The 15,258-nt window shown below is 67.2% G+C and carries 14 protein-coding genes and 1 tRNA gene; 4 read left to right on the plus strand and 11 right to left on the minus strand.

Features of this window, described 5'->3' with window-relative positions:
- Positions 1 to 7 precede the first annotated feature (7 nt).
- From HUW62_RS05175 to HUW62_RS05190, 4 genes are read right to left on the minus strand one after another with little or no spacing between them, the layout of a single operon-like run.
- Positions 8 to 1,426 carry an aldehyde dehydrogenase family protein gene (locus tag HUW62_RS05175; RefSeq protein ID WP_176433743.1) on the minus strand — a complete coding sequence of 473 codons (1,419 nt, stop codon included), beginning with the start codon at positions 1,424 to 1,426 and terminating at the stop codon, positions 8 to 10.
- A gap of 36 nt (positions 1,427 to 1,462) precedes the next feature.
- Positions 1,463 to 2,659 carry a 3-oxoadipyl-CoA thiolase gene (locus tag HUW62_RS05180; protein WP_163863763.1) on the minus strand — a complete coding sequence of 399 codons (1,197 nt, stop codon included), beginning with the start codon at positions 2,657 to 2,659 and terminating at the stop codon, positions 1,463 to 1,465.
- A gap of 5 nt (positions 2,660 to 2,664) precedes the next feature.
- Positions 2,665 to 4,188 (minus strand): 3-hydroxyacyl-CoA dehydrogenase, encoded by a 1,524-nt coding sequence (locus tag HUW62_RS05185; protein ID WP_163863764.1) that lies wholly within the window; start codon positions 4,186 to 4,188, stop codon positions 2,665 to 2,667.
- Between the two features lies 1 nt (position 4,189).
- Positions 4,190 to 4,960 carry an enoyl-CoA hydratase gene (locus HUW62_RS05190; protein ID WP_163863765.1) on the minus strand — a complete coding sequence of 257 codons (771 nt, stop codon included), beginning with the start codon at positions 4,958 to 4,960 and terminating at the stop codon, positions 4,190 to 4,192.
- Between the two features lie 106 nt (positions 4,961 to 5,066).
- Between HUW62_RS05190 and HUW62_RS05195 the strand changes: the two genes are divergently transcribed.
- The 3 genes from HUW62_RS05195 to HUW62_RS05205 are packed head-to-tail and all read left to right on the plus strand — an operon-like array spanning position 5,067 to position 8,092.
- Positions 5,067 to 5,918: an IclR family transcriptional regulator gene (locus HUW62_RS05195; protein WP_163863766.1), complete on the plus strand. Its 852-nt coding sequence runs from the start codon at positions 5,067 to 5,069 to the stop codon at positions 5,916 to 5,918.
- 17 nt (positions 5,919 to 5,935) lie between these two features.
- Positions 5,936 to 7,087, plus strand: coding sequence for an acyl-CoA dehydrogenase family protein (locus HUW62_RS05200; RefSeq protein ID WP_163863767.1), 1,152 nt, complete (start codon positions 5,936 to 5,938; stop codon positions 7,085 to 7,087).
- 45 nt (positions 7,088 to 7,132) lie between these two features.
- On the plus strand, positions 7,133 to 8,092 hold the full coding sequence (locus tag HUW62_RS05205; RefSeq protein WP_176433744.1) for an alpha/beta fold hydrolase: 960 nt from the start codon (positions 7,133 to 7,135) through the stop codon (positions 8,090 to 8,092).
- Between the two features lie 8 nt (positions 8,093 to 8,100).
- Here HUW62_RS05205 and HUW62_RS05210 read toward each other — a convergent pair whose 3' ends face one another.
- From HUW62_RS05210 to HUW62_RS49855, 7 genes are all read right to left on the minus strand, one after another.
- Positions 8,101 to 9,060 (minus strand): hypothetical protein, encoded by a 960-nt coding sequence (locus HUW62_RS05210; RefSeq protein ID WP_176433745.1) that lies wholly within the window; start codon positions 9,058 to 9,060, stop codon positions 8,101 to 8,103.
- 202 nt (positions 9,061 to 9,262) lie between these two features.
- Positions 9,263 to 9,335 (minus strand) — tRNA-Val (locus tag HUW62_RS05215).
- A gap of 256 nt (positions 9,336 to 9,591) precedes the next feature.
- Positions 9,592 to 10,317 (minus strand): immunity 52 family protein, encoded by a 726-nt coding sequence (locus tag HUW62_RS05220; protein WP_368670339.1) that lies wholly within the window; start codon positions 10,315 to 10,317, stop codon positions 9,592 to 9,594.
- Between the two features lie 13 nt (positions 10,318 to 10,330).
- Positions 10,331 to 11,575, minus strand: coding sequence for a Tox-REase-5 domain-containing protein (locus HUW62_RS05225; RefSeq protein WP_368670340.1), 1,245 nt, complete (start codon positions 11,573 to 11,575; stop codon positions 10,331 to 10,333).
- Between the two features lie 340 nt (positions 11,576 to 11,915).
- On the minus strand, positions 11,916 to 12,827 hold the full coding sequence (locus tag HUW62_RS05230) for a DUF2381 family protein (protein WP_176433747.1): 912 nt from the start codon (positions 12,825 to 12,827) through the stop codon (positions 11,916 to 11,918).
- Positions 12,828 to 12,868: 41 nt separating this feature from the next.
- A complete protein-coding gene (locus tag HUW62_RS05235; RefSeq protein WP_176433748.1) occupies positions 12,869 to 14,704 on the minus strand; it encodes a serine/threonine-protein kinase in 1,836 nt (611 codons plus the stop codon).
- 131 nt (positions 14,705 to 14,835) lie between these two features.
- A complete protein-coding gene (locus HUW62_RS49855; RefSeq protein ID WP_368670341.1) occupies positions 14,836 to 14,943 on the minus strand; it encodes a hypothetical protein in 108 nt (35 codons plus the stop codon).
- Here HUW62_RS49855 and HUW62_RS05245 point away from each other — a divergent pair.
- Positions 14,904 to 15,257 carry a helix-turn-helix transcriptional regulator gene (locus HUW62_RS05245; protein WP_176433750.1) on the plus strand — a complete coding sequence of 118 codons (354 nt, stop codon included), beginning with the start codon at positions 14,904 to 14,906 and terminating at the stop codon, positions 15,255 to 15,257. The two genes, HUW62_RS49855 and HUW62_RS05245, sit on opposite strands and share 40 nt — an antisense overlap.
- Position 15,258: the final 1 nt, after the last annotated feature.

The following is a 15,258-nucleotide window of genomic DNA, read 5'->3' on the forward strand; positions in this document are numbered from 1 at the left end:
ACGAACGTCAGAGCTGCATCGCCTTGAGCTCCTGGAACTCCTCCAGTCCGTACCGGCCCAGCTCACGGCCATGTCCGGACTGTCGGTAGCCACCGAACGGCGCCAGCGGGTTGAAGCGGCCTCCGTTGATGTCCACCTGACCGGTGCGCATCCGCCGAGCCACCCGCTTCGCCCGCTCCACATCCTCCGACCAGACGCCACCGGCGAGGCCGTAGATGGTGCTGTTCGCGATGCGGACCGCGTCGTCCTCGTCGTCGTACGGCATGATGGCGAGCACGGGGCCGAAGATTTCCTCCTGCGCGATGCACATCTCCGGCGTGACGTTCGCGAAGACGGTGGGCTTCACGTAGTAGCCCTTCGAGAGCCCCTCGGGCTGCTCGGATCCACCGGCGACGAGCTTCGCGCCCTCGCGAATGCCCTGTTGGATGTACTCGCGTACACGAGTGCGCTGCGCATCGGAGATGACCGGACCGAGCTTCGCCTCGCCCTTGAACGGGTCGCCCACGGTGAAGCCCGCGGCGACTTCGGCTGCAATCTTCACGGCCTCCTCATGCTGCGCGCGCGGAACGAGCAGGCGCGTGTGGGCCGTGCACGTCTGCCCGCTGTTGAGGAAGCAGCTGCCGACGCTCCGCTTCACGGCGGTCTTGAGGTTCGCGTCGTCGAGGACGATGGACGCGGACTTGCCCCCCAGCTCCAGGGACACGCGCTTGACGGTGGCTGATGCGAGCTCCGACACCCGGCGTCCCGCCCGCGTCGAGCCCGTGAAGGACACCATGTCCACCTCGGGGTGACGCACGAGCGCCTCACCGACGAGGGGGCCCGTCCCCGAGACGAGGTTGAAGACCCCGGGCGGCACACCAGCCTCGTGGAGAATCTCCGCGAGCATGAAGGCGTTGAGCGGGGCCACTTCGCTCGGCTTGAGGACGACGGTGCAGCCCGCCGCCAGCGCGGGGGCCACCTTCGCGATGGTCTGATGGAGCGGATAGTTCCACGGGGTGATGCAGGCGACGACGCCCACCGGCTCGCGCACCACCAGCGAGTTGCCCACCTGCTCCTCGAAGGACAGGTCCTGGAGGAGTTGCACATAGGTGCCCGTCACGGCGATGGGCGTGCCCACCTGGATGGGCTTCGACAACGCGATGGGCATGCCCAGCTCGCCCGTAATCGTCCGGGCCAGCTCATCCTGTCGGGCAGTCAGCCCCGCCTGGAGCCGACGCAGCAGGGCCGCGCGCGCTTCGACGGGGCGAGTGGACCAGGTGTCGAAGGCGGCACGCGCGGCGCGCACCGCGCGGTCCACGTCCTCCACGGTGCCTTCGGGGATTCGGCCCATGACCTCCTCGGTGGAGGCGCTGAGCACATCGATGTGTCCCGTCCCTCGGGACGCCACCCACTCACCATGGATGTAGAGCTTGTCGTAGACCTGCATGCGGTTCTCCCAACGTCAGAGGAATGAGTGGAGCCGTCAGACGCGCTCCAGGACGGCGGCGATGCCCTGCCCCACCCCGATGCACATGCTGACGAGCGCGTAGCGACCGCCAGAGACCTGGAGCTGGCGCGCGGCCGTCAGCGCCAGGCGCGCACCCGACGCTCCCAGTGGATGACCGACAGCGATGGCGCCGCCGTTCGGATTCACCCGACTGTCGTCCTCGCTCAGCTCCAGCAGCTTGAGGCAGCCGAGCACCTGCACGGCGAAGGCCTCGTTGATTTCGATGACGTCCAGGTCGGCCAGCGTCAGTCGTGCCCGCTCCAGCGCCTTGCGCGCGGCCGGGACGGGGCCCAGGCCCATGGTGCGAGGCGGAACCCCGGCAATCGCGGCCGAGACGATGCGCGCGAGCGGCTTGCACCCCGCATCCTCACCCACGTTGAGGGAGCCGATGAGCAGGGCCGCCGCGCCGTCATTGATGCCGGAGGCGTTGCCCGCGGTGACGACCCCATCCGCCGCGAGCGGCCTCAGTGTGGATAACTTGTCGAGCGTCGTGTCCGCGCGCGGGTGTTCATCCGTCGCCACGGTGGTGACGGTGCCCCGTCGCCCAGGAAGCTCCACGGGGACCAGCTCGCCGGAGAAGAAGCCACGGGCCTGGGCGGTGGCGTACTTCTGCTGGGACGCCAGGGCGAAGCGGTCCGTCGGCTCGCGACCGATACCCAAATCCCTCGCGATGTTGTCCGCCGTCTCCGGCATCGTGTCCCCGCCGAAGCGCGCCACGAGGCGTGCGTTGGGGAACCGCGCGCCCAGCGTCGTGTCGAAGACCTGAGCCTCGCGGCTGTAGGGCGACTCCGCCTTGCCCATCGCGAAGGGCGCGCGGCTCATGCTCTCCACGCCTCCCGCGACGAACAGCTCCCCCTGCCCCGTCATCACGGAGCGCGCCGCGTCCAGCACCGCCGCGAGACCGCTGCCGCACAGCCGGTTCACCGTGACGCCGCCGGTTTCGATGGGCAGTCCCGAGAGCAGCGCCGCATGTCGCGCCACATTGCGACTGTCCTCACCCGCTTGATTGGCGCAGCCGATGACGACGTCCTCGACGGCACCGGGCTCGAAGGGGCCGCGCGTGAGCAATGTCCGGATGACTCCGGAGAGGAGGTCATCGGGACGTACGGGAGCCAGGGCTCCGGCGTGGCGGCCGAACGGCGTGCGCAGCCCGTCGTAGATATAAGCACTCATGAGGGTCAGTTCTCCGGAGTGAGGAGGGAGACGCCGAGTCGGGCTCGGCGGGACAACCACGGACTGGCGCGATAGCGAGGGTCACCCGAGGCGGAGTGGATGGCCTCCAACACCTTCAGCAGCCTGCGGGGCCCGAGCGCGTCGCCCCAGGACAGCGGGCCTAAGGGATAGCCAAGCCCCAGCGTCACCGCGGCATCGATGTCCTCGGGACTGGCGATGCGCTGCTGCGCGATGTCGCAGGCGATGTTGACGACCGTGGCGAGCACCCGCTGTGAGACGAAGCCCGTGCTGTCGTGGATGCGCGACACCGGAGTGCCATCCGCCGCGAGCAGCGACAGCGCCGAGTCCAGGAACGGCCGCCGTGTCACCGGCGTCGTCATCACCGTGCGGCGGCGCTCCGGACCGAACAAGAGGTCCACGGCCACGGTGCGCTCGGGGTCGACCTCCAGTGCCAGCGCCGTGGTCGTCGCATCCCTCCCCAGTGGGGCCACCAGACACAGTGACTCCGGAGAGGGCTGCTCACCGTCATCCGGGAACCAACCCGCCGCACGCACCAGGGACAACAAGGCATCCCGCCAGGCGGGCTCATCGGCGGCGACCCACACCGGCCGACGCTCGCCCGAGGGAATCGCGGGCTCCGGCTCGACGCGGGGCTTGCCGCCTTCGTGGGAGTAGAAGCCCCGCCCGCTCTTGCGTCCGAGCAGTCCCGCCGTGAGTCGCTGCCTCAGGACGTACGACGGACGGAAGCGCGGCTCCTGGTAGAACTGCTCGTAGACGGACTCCATCACCGGGTGGGAGACGTCGAGCCCCGTCAAATCCAGCAGCTCGAAGGGCCCCATCCGGAACCCCGCCGCCTCGCGCAGCACCCGGTCGATGTCCGCGAAAGAAGCGACACCTTCCTGGAGGATGCGCAGCGCCTCCGTGCCGAAGCCGCGTCCCGCGTGATTGACGATGAAGCCCGGCGTGTCCGCCGCGCGCACTGGCCGGTGCCCCAGACGATGGGCCAGCGCCACGAGAGCCTCGCCTACCCACGGCTCCGTGCGCGCGCCCTCGATGACCTCCACCACCTTCATCAACGGCACGGGGTTGAAGAAGTGGAAGCCTCCGACCCGACCCGGGCGCTCGCAGACGGAGGCGATGGCCGTCACCGACAACGACGAGGTGTTCGTGGCCAGGAGGCAGCCGGGGCCGACGATTCCCTCCAGGCGCGTGAACAGCTCCTGCTTCACCCGGAGGTCCTCGACGATGGCCTCCACGACCACGTCACAGCCCGCGAGCGACGCCTCGCAGGGAACGGGCTCCAATCGGGACGTCGCCGCTCGAGCCGCATCCGGCGACAAACGGCCCTTCGTCACCAGCGAGTCGAACATCGACGCGACGCTCGTGCGGGCTTCTTCCGCGGCCTGGGGACGCGCGTCGAACAGGCGCACCGTGATTCCGGCCTGCGCGGCGAGCTGGGCGATGCCGCGCCCCATGACACCCGTGCCGACCAGACCCAGCGTGAGCGAGGGGGCTTGGACATCGACCATGTCAGCGTCCCTCGAAGGCGGGCTTGCGCTTGTCCAGGAAGGCCCGCATGCCTTCCTTCTGGTCCCGGGTCGCGAAGAGGAGCTGGAACGCCTTGCGCTCCAGCAAGAGCGCCTCCGACAGCGACGCATCCTGGCCCGCGAGGACGACCTCCTTGATTTGCCGCACGGCCAAGGGCGGCATGCGCGCCACCTTGCGCGCGAGCGCCAGCGCCCGCTCCAACACCTCGCCGTCCGGAACCACTTCCGTGACGAGCCCCATCGCCTCCGCTTCCCGGGCCGTCATCGGCTCACCGGTGAGCAGCAGCTTCATCGCCTTGAACTTCCCCACCGCCCGCGTCAGGCGTTGCGTGCCGCCCGCTCCCGGCATGATGCCGACGCGAATCTCCGGCTGGCCAAAGCTGGCACCCTCGCCCGCGACAATCATGTCCGCGTGCATGGCCAGCTCACACCCACCCCCGAGCGCAAAGCCATTCACCGCGGCGATGACCGGGCTGGGGCACTCCACCAAGGACTGCCAGAGCCGATGTGTGTCTCGGAGCAAGAGCTCCACCGGCGTCGCCTCCGCCAGCGCCCGCAGGTCCGCGCCCGCCGCGAAGAACTCCGGACCGCCCGTCAGGACGATACAGCGGACGGCCGTGTCCGCTCCCAGCTCCAGGAAGCAGGCAGCCAGCTCCTGGCGCAGCTCCAATCCCAATGCATTGCGAACCTCGGGGCGGTGGAGTCGCACCAATGCGACGCCTTCCTCGGGCTTCTCAACGAGCACTTGAGCCATGGGCCGGTCTCCATCAATTTCGCTGTGCGGAATTGAATTTCGCAAACCTTGACCCATTTGTACTGTCTGTTTATCGTGAAGGCAATCCCGCACTTTCAGGACCGCCATGCGACGCTTCTCAGCCCTCTCATCTCCTCCCAATGACGTTGGTGCCCCCTACGTGGAGTCGCTGGAGCAGGTGGGCGAAGAAGAAGTGAAGGACCGTCAGTTCGTGACGGCGCTCGCGCGGGGGCTGGAAATCCTGCGCGCCTTCACGCCTCAGCGCCCCATGCTCGGCAACCAGGAGCTCGCGGCGAGCACGGGGCTGCCCAAGCCCACCATCTCCCGGCTCACGCACACGCTGACGCGGCTGGGCTACCTCACGTATTCCCAGCGACTGGGCAAGTACCAGCTCGGCACCCGTGTGCTGGCATTGGGCTTCGCGGCGCTGTCCAACATGGGGGTGCGCGACGTGGCGCGGCCCCTGATGCAGGACCTGGCGGACTACGCCAACGTCCCCGTGTCCCTGGGCAGCCGAGACCGTTTGAATGTCGTGTACGTGGAGCACTGTCGCTCCACGGCGGCGGTGACGCTGCGGCTCGACATCGGCTCACGGCTTCCGCTGGCCACCACGGCCATGGGGCGCGCGCTGCTCGTCGCGCTACCAGAGGGCGAGCGCCGCTACTTCATGGACCACATGGCGAAGCGGGAGCCGGAGAAGTGGCCGCGCCTCCAGGCCAGCATCGAGAAGGCGCTCGAGGAGTACCGCACCCACGGCTTCACGCTCTCCGTCGGCGACTGGGACAAGGACGTCAACGCCGTGGGAGTGCCCTTCATCGCTCCGGATGGCAGCGGCTTGCTGGCCTTCAACTGTGGCGGCCCGTCCTTCCTCCTCCCGCGCCAACGACTGCTCCTGGATATCGGGCCCCGCCTGGTGAACCTCGTCCGCAGCGTCGAAGCGGCCCTCCAGAATCGCTGACAAGGAATCCCCTGCCCATGATGCGCGAGGACGACACCCTGGACCCGCTGCTCACCATGCTCGAGCGCTTCGTGAAGGAGCGCTTGATTCCCAACGAGCATCGCGTCGCGGACGAGGACGCCATTCCCGCCGACATCATCATGGAGATGCGTGGGCTGGGCCTGTTCGGCCTGTCCACCCCCGTGGAGTACGGCGGCATCGGGCTGAACATGAGCCAGGAGGTGCGGGTGGCCTTCGTGCTCGGTCAGACGTCGCCCGCGTTCCGCTCGCTCATCGGCACCAACAACGGCATCGGTTCGCAGGGAATCGTCCTGGACGGCACGGAGGAGCAGAAGAACAAGTACCTGCCCCGGCTGGCCTCGGGCGAGATTGTCGGCGCCTTCGCGCTGACGGAGCCGAACGCCGGCTCGGATGCCTCGTCTCTGAGGACCACGGCCCGGCGCGACGGTGACGTCTACGTGCTCAATGGCACCAAGCGCTTCATCACCAACGCGCCGGAGGCCGGGCTGTTCACGGTGATGGCGCGCACCAACCCCGACGAGAAGGGCGCGAGTGGCATCTCCGCGTTCCTCGTCGAAGCGGGCACGCCGGGGCTGCACATCGGCCCCGCCGACCGGAAGATGGGCCAGAAGGGCACCCACACCGCCGACGTGCTGTTCGAGGACTGTCGCGTCCCGGCGACGCAGCTGCTCGGCGGCGTGGAGGGACAGGGCTTCAAGACGGCGATGAAGGTGCTGGACAGGGGCCGGCTCCACATCGCGGCCGTCTGTGTCGGCGTCTCCGAGCGCCTCATCCGCGAGAGCCTCCGCTACGCGATGGAGCGCGAGCAGTTCGGCAAGCCCATCGCGGAGTTCCAGCTCATCCAGGCGATGCTGGCCGACAGCCGCATGGAGGCCTACGCGGCCCGGTGCATGGTGCTGGACGCGGCCCTGCGCAGGGACCAGGGGCAGAACATCAGCACCGAGGCCTCCTGCTGCAAACTGTTCGCGAGCGAGATGGTGGGACGCGTCGCGGACCGCGCGGTGCAGATTTTCGGTGGGGCGGGCTACATCGCGGATTACGGCATCGAACGCTTCTATCGCGATGTGCGCCTCTTCAGGCTCTACGAAGGCACCAGTCAAATCCAGCAACTGGTCATCGCTCGCAATATGATGCGCGAGGCGAGCTGAGCCGTCCCCGCGAGGCGCCGGCACCGTCCCGCCTTGGGAGCATGCATGTACGTGGTCTTCGGAGTCCTTGCTGGTATCACCGTCTTCGTGCTCGCCCTGCGGCAGTGGTTGCTGCGCAGGGAGGGCGCGCCCAGCCCGAGCGAGCCCTTCGACGGGCACGTCTACCGGGTCGGCAAGGCGGTCATCGCCGAGCGACGCTGCGAGCAGCCCCGCGCCACGGTCATCGGCATGCACGGCTTCGTGGCGGACATGCGCTACTTCACCCGCCACTACGGCGAAGCCGACATCCAGCTCATCCTGGTGACGAGCTGCGACTACCACCTGCCCATCACCGCGCCTCGTGAGCAACCCGCCCCCTGGGCGAAAGTCCCGACGGCGCCGGAGGGCACCATCGCCCACGACGCCGCGGTGCTGGTGCAGGCGCTGGAGCACCTGCCGAAGACGGACCAGGTGCGGGTCCATGGGCACTCGCGCGGTGGCGCGGTCGTCCTGGAGGCCGCGAAGCAGCGGCCTGACTTGTTCGAGCGCGTGGAGGTGGTGCTGGAGGCGCCCGTGCTCCCGCAGGCGCGGCCCTACACGAGCCTGTCGCGCGCACAGCTCTGGCTGCTGCCCTTCCTCATCCCCCTGTGGCGGCGTGCACCCATCGCCCGCCACAACCGGGGCGCCTGGGGGCCGCTGGAGGACTCGCGCAAGCGGGAGCTCATCATGGCCTTCCCCTTCAACCCGAAGCGGGTGTCGACCATGGTGGCCAACCTGCTGGATATCGGCGCATGGAGCCGGGAGCGTGACGCGTCGGTGTTCCGGAACGTGCGGCGAGGCACCGTGCTCGTCCCGGGCAAGGACCGGGTGCTGGAGTCCTCCTCCATGCTGGAGAGCGCTCAGCGCGGCATGCCCGAGCTCAACGTGGTGAAGCTGGACGGGTGCAGCCACTTCGTCGTGTGGGACCGGCCGGACGCGATGCCCGCGCTGGCTCGCGTCACGGAGCGCGCCGCCGCGAGCGGGTGAGCTTCCTCCTACTTGCGATGCCACCAGCGCTTGCGCGCCGCGCGGACGTCGGACCAGTCCACCAGGCTGTCGTGCACGTTCTCCTGCCCCCGCTGGGCGTCGGGCATGTCGCCGGACTCCACCCGGGCGATGAGCTCCGGCAGTCGCGCGTAGAACGTGGGTGAGCGGTACTGGGGATGCAACGTCCACAGTCCGGGCCCGGTCCCCAGGAAGTCCAGCCGCCACAGTCCCTTGCTCGCCATGGTCCGGGTGACGAGGTTCTCCGGCTCCCGGTAGGGCGGATTGCCGGCGCGCAGCGCTCGCAGGACGTGGATGGGCGGTGCCAGCCTCGCGCGCAGCGGGCCCAGGCGCCGCGTCATGGCGTCGCGGTCCACCAGGAAGACGCGGCTGCTGAAGCGGCGGAAGCGGAAGGCCCGCGGTGCGCCATCCGGCTCATACCAGCGGGCATCCACGCCGATGGTGCCATCCGTCCTGGGAGGACCCGAGAGCGGACTGCAGCTCACCAGCTCCTCACGCGCGGCGAGCTGCTCCGCGGCCTCGGTCACCCACGTCCGCGAGCCACCGCCGATGAGCATGTCCGCGTCCAGGTGCAGGACATGCCGGTGCGCTGCCTGGACCACACCGAAGAAATAGGAGTGATAGGGGCCGCCGCGCGAATCCTTCATCGGCAGGCGAGTACCGCCGAAGAACCGTTCGGAGAGGGCCTGGGTGGTGGCGGGCGAGTAGTCCACCTCCACCACGCGCACCCGAGGGTCGGCGGCGCGCAGCTCCCCGAGCAGCGCCTCCATCTTCGGCTTCCGCTCCAGCCACGCCTCGGCGAAGCGACTGCCCTGACTGCGGTGCAGGTCCAGCACCAGCAGGATTTCCTGCACGGAGGGACCGAGCTGACGGAGCTGGTGCGGCAGGATGAGCCGCGCGTGCGGATGGTCCGTGGGCGCCAGGTTGATTTGCAGCGTGACGGGGCTCATGGCTCACCCGCTCCGGCGCACGGCCCAGGAACAACACGGACGTGCCCTGCCCGACACGGCCCTGGGTGGGCCGCGAGGCAAAGGCAGACATCTACGAGGTTCGAAGGGGACTCATCCATGGCGGGCAGGCCCTTCCTTGCCACAACCGGATGAATGACTCAACGCGGAGGCGGATTTCCCCGCGCCCTGCTTGCATCGAGAGTGCACGCCCCGGGAGTCGAACCCGGCGAAGTCGGTACGTCAGACCGATGCCGTCACCCGCTGGCTCGGCGTGCATGCTGCGGATGGCCCTGGCAGGAATCGAACCCGCAGCCGGGCAGTGCGCATACCCAGCAGAATCGCGCCCTTACCCCGCAACTGCCCGAGATGCTTCGGCTTCGACGTCCCGCCACAGTCCCCTTCGTCCCGCCATGTTCCAGCGCGTTCCGCAGAGTCATGCGACATACGTGCAACATGGCGGGGCCTGACGGAGACCGTCTTCAACCCGCTTCGAGAGGGGCCGAGCAGCGGATGACTCGGCCGCTCTTGTTCCTACGGTTGGGCCTGGAGCGGCTTCAACAGCCCCGCTCGGTCCAGCAGTTCTCGCACCCGCTCGGCCAGCGCTACGTGCTCCGGATTGCTCACAGTGAAGCGCTCGGGAGTGAGGACAATCAGCGTGCCCTTGTCCTCCACTGACTCGACACGCACTGGGGAGGGAAGGGGAGGCACCGTGCCGCGATGACGCGCGAGGTACGTTACCCATCCGACGTAGGGTGACTTCGGGACGCGCCGAGGCTCGACCATGTCCCGATGGGAGTGCGACATGGCCACGCCCCAATCAGGCTCCCAGGACGTGGCGGTCACTCGCATCAATGAGGCAAGGACATCTCCCGTGAGCACGCGGCCTGCATTCGCTCCTTGGATGGGCAAATCGAACAACCAGAAGTTGCTGACTCGTACCGAACGGCCCCCGCACGTCACGTCAAAACTGCTGGCATCACGTTCATCGAGAACTCCGTTCCAGCCACGGAAGCGAAACCCCAGGTTCTCAATCACGCGGTCCTTGCCGCGACTAATCAACCGCTCCAGGTCCTGCACATTCGGCTCAATAGAACGCCGAAGCGCATCAGTTCGTGACTTGCCCTGCTGGAACCATCGGGCAAACGAGGGGTCAACAGTGGGGAGCATCGAGAGCAACGTCCCTGTGCGCACAGCGCATTCCCCCGCCAGTTCCTTGCGAGCCCCCCAGTAAGTTCCCAAGTAGTAAGTTTCGTTCACGGTCTGCGTCTCCTCATGGGAGAGGGGGCGTAAAGACAACCTCGATTTCATCTATGTTTCGGCCTCGCAGGAGCTGCCGAATGGCATCGGCGGCTTGCTTCTCCGCAACGTGCCAACGAATCGGCACACCCGAAGGCGCCTTTTCGACCTGTCTTTGGGCCTGCTGGATGAGCGCCTCCGCCCCTGAGTTCTTGAACCAGCGCTTCGGGTCGAGCCCCTCGAAGAACTTGGCATAGCCCGGTCCCTTCGCCTCCAGCAGCACGCGCTTCTCGTACCCATCGAACTTCACGCCTCCACTACCTTTGCCCACGCCTCCGACCCAGTATGCCTCGTCGGAGGTATGGCCCGTGATTTGTTCCTGGTAGCGCCGCGCACGGGGGGACATGGACTCTTGGGCAGGTCCCCACTGGCCAGGCCCCTTCGACAGCGAGGCCCCCCTCGCCCTCTGGAGGATGATTGCCGCTCCAGGCCCACCGCTCAGTACCGCCGCCGCTCGCCCCACCGGAACCGCGACGTGCCCCATGGCGAGTGCGCCCTCGGCGGACAGCGACAGCACCGGCACCTCGGCCGTAGCGAACGTCGCACCTTGCAGCGTGCGGGTTGCGGCAGACGCCGTGCCCCAGGTGGCGATGAGGTTCGTCACCAGCTTGGAGACGGCCTGCACCTGCTCGCCGCGCGTCATGTACTGGAATCGCTCCAGGTACTCGGGCGACGATGCCAGCAGCGCCGCCACGGCGGCAGGCATGTGTCGCAGCGCCGCGAGGTTGTCTGCTGGGGACGTGGAGAGGAGCTGCCCCACCGCCAGCGCCAGCCCGACGAAAGCCTCTTCAGCTCCGTCCAGCGTGCGACTCAGGTAGTCGGCATCGTCGTGGACGTCCGCGAAGGCGCCTCCTCCGGTCTCCTCCAACCGCGCGTTCAGTTGTCGGAAGACACCGCCCTTGCCCGAGTAGAAGACGCCCAGCTCGAACTGGCCCGCCCGAAAGGCACCGGCCTTCCACTCCACGGCGCCCGCGCGCTGCTGGGTCTGTCCGCTGCGCACCCACGCGAGGCAACCGTCAGGACGGAGGACCGCCAGTTGAGTGAAGCGCCCGACTCGCCGCACCAGCTCGGCGCGCGACACTTCGCCCGCGGCGAGCACCTCGCGCAGCATGAAGCCCACCGCGACGCGTGCCGGGAACTGCCCCAGCGTCACGTCCTTGCCCGTCAGCGCCTCCAGCAGACGCGCGGCGTGTGTCGGCGTGAGCGAACTGCCAACCACGGGACGCGCGTCTTGGTCCTCCAGCCCCGCGTCGCGAAGCAGCGTGTCGAACGCATCGCTTCGCTGTCCTCGGGGATGCCGAGCCTCTGCGCCCCCCTCCCCGAGCAGTGCGGAGCGCTGCTGGAAAGTGCCCCTGCGAGTCGAGGGTTCAACTCCAGAGCATCCCGTTACGAAGAGAACGGCGCACAGTATCCAGCGGACAGCACGCATTCTTCACCCCCATGCCTCTCTCCAAGGAAGGCAAGTGGGTTGAATGCTGGCATTCCCATCTGACAAACGGCTGGGAACCGACTGCGCGGCGGAATCTTACAACGTCATCCCGACATGCCCCGAAGTCCGCTCAGGGGAAGGTCACGTTGCTAATCGTCACCGTGCGCGGCCCATCGGCCTCCCACAGCTTGAGCGAGAAGGGGCCGCGTGCGGATTCGGCGGAAGCTTCTGCTTCAATCACCACGCGCCCCTCTCCACCCGATGCGATAGGCGACTCTTGCCATAGGCGGAGCACTTTCAATTCAGTTGCTGGGAGACCGCGAAGTGCAGCGCCTTTGGCAGTCCATGGCTGATTTCCACGGAGGCCTGTCAGAAAGACTTCAAGGGCTACGCGTCCCGTCGAGCGGTAGCTCTGCACCTTGAAGGGTTGGAGCGCACTTTTCGAGTCCGAAGAAATCGTCTTGGTCACGATCTTCCCGGCCACACCAGTCACGTCAATGCCGCCCATCGCGAGCAAGCCTACTAGCCCCCCTGGGACTCCATTTTCCGAGACCAAGCGCGCGCTTTCCTCCTGGCACCGCTGTGTCTCGGCGCGTGCTTCGCTTGCCTCTTGCCGGTATGACTCGACGGTTCTTGTGTTCCGATACACCTCGACAACCGTGTCCGCGCGCGCAGGATGAACGGTCAACGAGAAGGATGCTCCGGGAGGCGCTGCGCCATCACGGAATCTCACCGAAACCCGAAACTTCTCTCCGGGAATCACTTTCGCAGAAGGGACCAACCTCATCGTCATGCGGCCCACGTCGACAATTGAGAATATCCCTTTCTCGTCCAATTCGACCCCATCTTGAGCCAGCTCAGAGTCGAAGAGAAGCATTGTGGACAAACCAGGGCTGACAGCGACCTCGACCAATGCTCCGGAATCATCCGGCCCCAACTCAATGCGCCGAACACCACCGCCGGAGGCCATGTTCCCCTCTGCCGCCGCACCTCCAGCAAAGAGCAAGAGCCCAAGGAAAACGACCGATGATGTTGCTTGCATCCGTCTGGAACTCCCTCATGCGGCAGGTCGCGCACGCCGCGTCACTCAAACTCGTCCACCGCCCTGACATCCCCTGTCGTAAAGACACGGGCTGACGTCGGGCTGTCATTACCCGGCTCTCTCTCCAGCCCCTTCACCAAGGATTCCGACAGGAGTTCCAAGCACACAGGGAAGCTCGTTCCATCGCGAGTCCGCGCATGGGTAAATCGGCCGTAAACGCGGTCACTCACAGTGAGTCTCCCGGAGAATGTCGCATCCGGAATGCGCTTCCATTTGCTGACGAGCCGCATTTCAGTCGGACCATCAGTCACCGTGATGATCTGTGGTTTCTTAACAAGGAAGGTGACGCCCCAATGGTCCTCCACCTTGACGCCCCACTTCTCCATTGCCTCAACGGCACCGGGCGGACACTCCTCCGGAGGGGGGGGCGGACGCACCTGCGCGCCGGGGCAACCCAGTGCTGTGCATGCGGCTGCCGTGGCAATCGCCCTGCTCATGATGCCAGTGCCCTTGCGCGGGGGCATCGGGGGCGTCGGGGTTTCGGTCTTCTCCATCTTCACAGTTGTAGCCTCGGGAAGCATCGCGGGAACGGCGACGACCGCAGGGGTGGCCTCCATTCCGGTGGGGGGAGCTGCGGCCTGGGCAGCTTGAGACGAACTCCCAATGCGCGCTACTTCCTGACGGGTCAGTACGGCCTCCTCTACGCGTGACGTCCACCAGCTCCACAGGGCCCCTACCGCGACGAGCACCACGGCCATGGCCATGGCTGCCCAGGTCCAAGCGGGGCGCACGGTTCTCGGAACCTGCTCCATCCTGGGAGCATGCTCCTCGGGTGCTCGTACCTCGCACGCTGGCGGGGGCTCTTGCCTTACCACCTGGGGACGCTTGCCTCGCCGGGGCCTTTGAATGAGGGAGTGCAGCCACCTGTCGTGAGTGTCCCGCTCACCCTCGGTCGTGGCCGAGTCATCGCTGTAGGAGTCGCAGAGCGGCACGTCCCACGCCGCGTCCGCGTCGCGAAGAACCTCCTCCAGTGCCACGCGAAGGGCCTGCGCGCTGGGGACCCGCGTCGCGGGAGTCTTCTCCATCAGCCTCATACACGCGTCACTCAGCGCCACGGGCACGCGCTCGTTCACCTCACGCGGCGTCCTCGGCACGGTGGCGATAACGGCTTCGTCGCGAAGGTCGTCCTCCGGTCCCTCGAAAGGAACGCGCGCAGTGAGCAGCCCGTAGAAAACGAGTCCCAACGCCCACAGGTCGTCCGAGGGCGTGGGTTCAAATCTGGTCCGGGAACCGCCTCTATTTTGCCGGATGTGGATCCTCGCCTCCGGGGAGCGATACTGCGGTGTCCCGGGAGGGAGGTTGCCCGAGGTAATTTCCCGCGCGCCCTCGTAGTCGCCTATGCCGAAATCCACCAGCTTGGCCGCGCCATCCGAGGTGCGGACCATGATGTTTGACTCCTTGACGTCGCGATGAAGGGCACCCGCTCCATGGGCCGCCTCCAATGCTCGCGCCACGTCCAGCACCACCCTGGCAACCTGACGGGCGGAAGGGTTCTCCTCACTGGCCCACGCATCGAGCTGGCGCCCCTCCACGTACTCCATCGCGATGAAGGCGAACTCCGGTGACGCCGTGGGCCAGAACCCGAAGCCGAGAATGCCGACCACGTTGGGGTGATTGAGGCGAAGGAGGATGGAGACTTCGCGCTCGACCCGCTCTCCCACCCGCTTCAAGTCCAGGAGCTTCAATGCGGCGGGCTGCCCATCGCACCGCGCGAGGTACACGGCGCCAAAGCCACCACTGCCCAGGGGCCGCTCCACCGTGTAGCCCACCACCTGGGAGCCGGGCGCCAGCATCGCGAGGGACGGCCCGTTCCTCATGGCGTCGCTCTCCCGGCTCTTACGGCGTCACTCGCTTGCATTCGCTTGCCTCCCAGCGGGCGGCGCACGCTACCAGACGCATCACCCAACGTGGAGTCCATCCTCGCGAAGCCAGAGCAGCGCAGGACGTACTAGGTCCAACGCTGGGCGCGTGACTCTAGGGATTCAATTCTGAGTCGCTTTCGGCTACACAGGAGAGATGAAGGCAGCCACGTCCCTTCCCACTTCCCCCTCACCACTCCCCATCGTCATTGGTTGCGCCGCTCGCGTCGCTCGCAAACGCCTGGGATTGACACAGGCCGAAGTGGCCCGGCGCGTGGGGATTGTCCTCACTGTCTACAACCGCCTGGAGCGAGGGAAGATGCAGCCCAGCGTCTCGACGCTTCACCGACTCTGCGAGGTGCTGAACGCATCGCCCAACGAGCTGATGGGCCACTCGCCCGCCTTGCCTCCAGACGAGGACCCGCCAGCGCGACGTCGACTCTTTTTCCACGTGCGCCAATTGGACGACGCTCGGGTAAGAGCCATCCTCGAACTCATCTCTCCTCGGTGAA

This window comes from Myxococcus sp. AM011, assembly GCF_013372595.1.
Lineage (GTDB): Bacteria > Myxococcota > Myxococcia > Myxococcales > Myxococcaceae > Myxococcus > Myxococcus eversor.